Raw genomic sequence first — 2,344 nt, forward strand, 5'->3', positions numbered from 1 at the left:
TAAATTCTTTGTTCTATTACCTTTATTGCTGTTTGATACCATATAAGATAGAAGTAATGTAACTGGTGCTCCGACTCCTATACCTGATACAACTCTTAAAACGATTAAAATATACAAGTTACTTGTAAAGTAAAATCCTAGTTGAGCCAGTCCATAAATAATAATACCTAATATCACAAATTTCTTTCTACCAAATCTGTCACCTAGTTCACCCCAAATAGGACTACTTAGTAACATCCCAAGACTCCAAAGAGCCAAGAAGTATCCAAACATATACTTCTCCAAGTGTAAGGAGTCTAAATATCTTGGTGTAATGACATTTGTTAGGTTAAAAATGAACGCTTGAAGCATAAATATCATATATAAAATCTTCTTGTTCATATTAGTCCCTCCTCGTTTGAGATTATATATTAATAAATAGGAAAGACTGTATTAGATAAGTAAGAATAATAAAAAAAGAAAAAAAAGGTAGAAATAGTTTATATTTCTAACCTTTTTTATTTGATATAATATTTGTATTTCGGCCTACCTACGGTACCGTAGTCGATTTTCTTTTCAATAGTATTACTTTCAGTTAAATAGTCTAAATATTTTCTTAAACTTACTTTAGAAAGGTTTGTAATTACAGATATCTCTTCTACATCTATTAATTCTTCTTTATGTGGTTTTAACTTATCTACTATATAAATTAGTGTTTTTTCTTGAAGTCCTTTAGGAAGATTTGCCTCACTTTTAGTATTGAACATCTTGTCGATATCACTTTGACTTAACTTTTGATTTTCAAAAGCTTTATACTTCAACTCACATCTGAATACAGCTTGATTGAATCTTTCTTGACTAAAAGGTTTAACTAGATAATCCACAACCCCAAGACTCATAAATTCAGAAATAGTTCTATTGTCGTTAATTGCGGTGATTGGAATCACACTTACTTTGTTTCCATCAGCTCTAAGTCTTTTCATCATTTCTAGTCCAGACATTTTCGGCATGTGTACATCTAGAATTACTAAGTCAATATCATCTGTATTGTTAGAGATATACTCATATCCTTCAAATCCATTTTTACAAACAGCTACAATTTCAAAATTACGTAATTCATTTAAATAATGAGTGTGTATATGAGCTACCATTGGATCGTCTTCAACTATTACAATTTTGAGTTTCATGATTTCACCTTCTTCAATATGATTTCAATATATGTTTTATGTCTTGATGATTGAACTTGTTTTTCACCATTATAAAGTTTTACTACTTCGCTAACCAAGTGTAACCCTGTCCCTCGGTTCTCTCCTGTTTTAGAAGAAACACCTCTTAAGAAGATTCTACCTTTGACTTTCGGGTCAATACCTCCAGCATTATCTGTGACAGATATTTTAATCGAAGCATCATCCTCAATTACTCTAACGTCAATTCTTCTGTTTTCTATATTCTTTCCTTTAAAAGCTTCTAAAGCATTATCAATTAAGTTACCAATAATAATAATTAAATCATCAGAACTTACAGGGTTATGTTGTCTGGTTAAGAATGAATCCGTACTGAGCTGAACTAAAGTATCAAACTCTTTTGATTGTACTTCCTTACCTACAAATAACGCACTGATTTGATCGTCTTTTATTCTTGAACTATAGTAATCACTTGTTAAGTTAGTATGGTAAACATTTTGATTAATATATGTGTTAACCATATCATAGTCTTTCATTTTAATAAGACCAAGTATTACATGTAATTTGTTTTGAAATTCATGTTTTTGCTCTCTAAGAGCTTTTGAAATTTTTCTATAACCACTAATCTGGTCAAGCAACATATCCACTTCTAACCTTGACCTAAATATCATTGTAGCCCCTATTACTTTTGAATCACTATATAGTGGAAATGATGAGACCAAAAGTTTGTCATCATTAATTTCAATCATCTTATTTACAGTTTGAGATTTCGTTCTAAATATTGTTTTGAAATCTAATTCTGGAAGCACTTCAAATATTGATTTCTTTTTATCACTATCTTTTAGATGAAACATCTTTTTAAAAGCATCATTGATTGTGTTTATATTATAGTCTAAATCTACTGATATTACAGCCTCGTTTAATTGATCGATTATTGATTTATTTTCAGAGTATAGTAATGCAATTTCACTTGGAGAAAACCCTAATAAATCCTTCTTATATTCTTTGGAAAGGTATGCCAACCCAAGTAATGATACAACCAAACCAATTAGAAAGGACAAAACAATATAGATAGTTATTCGTTCTTTTAATTCCGTTGTAATTGTATTATCTATTATATTGTTTACAAGAAAAATTGTGAGTAAGGCAAAAATCAAAAATGAAACGATAAATAGGATGCT

3 protein-coding genes are annotated in these 2,344 nt (G+C 29.5%); all 3 read right to left on the reverse strand.

The genetic code is table 11. The features are described 5' to 3' along the window. On the reverse strand, positions 1–381 hold a 381-nt coding region (locus tag AC2LE6_RS08920; protein WP_484478909.1), incomplete at its 3' end, for an MFS transporter. A 116-nt stretch (positions 382–497) separates the two neighbouring features. After that, positions 498–1,166 (reverse strand): response regulator, encoded by a 669-nt coding sequence (locus AC2LE6_RS08925; protein WP_484478910.1) that lies wholly within the window; start codon positions 1,164–1,166, stop codon positions 498–500. After that, a partial coding sequence (locus AC2LE6_RS08930) for a sensor histidine kinase (protein ID WP_484478911.1) occupies positions 1,163–2,344 on the reverse strand: 1,182 nt, incomplete at its 5' end. The genes AC2LE6_RS08930 and AC2LE6_RS08925, both read right to left, overlap by 4 nt.

It is taken from the genome of Candidatus Izemoplasma sp. (genome assembly GCF_982632705.1).

What these genes read in the sequence shown, in the direction of transcription:
- AC2LE6_RS08925 (WP_484478910.1), bottom strand. Translation starts at nt 1,166, where the DNA reads ATGAAACTCAAAATTGTAATAGTTGAAGACGATCCAATGGTAGCTCAT.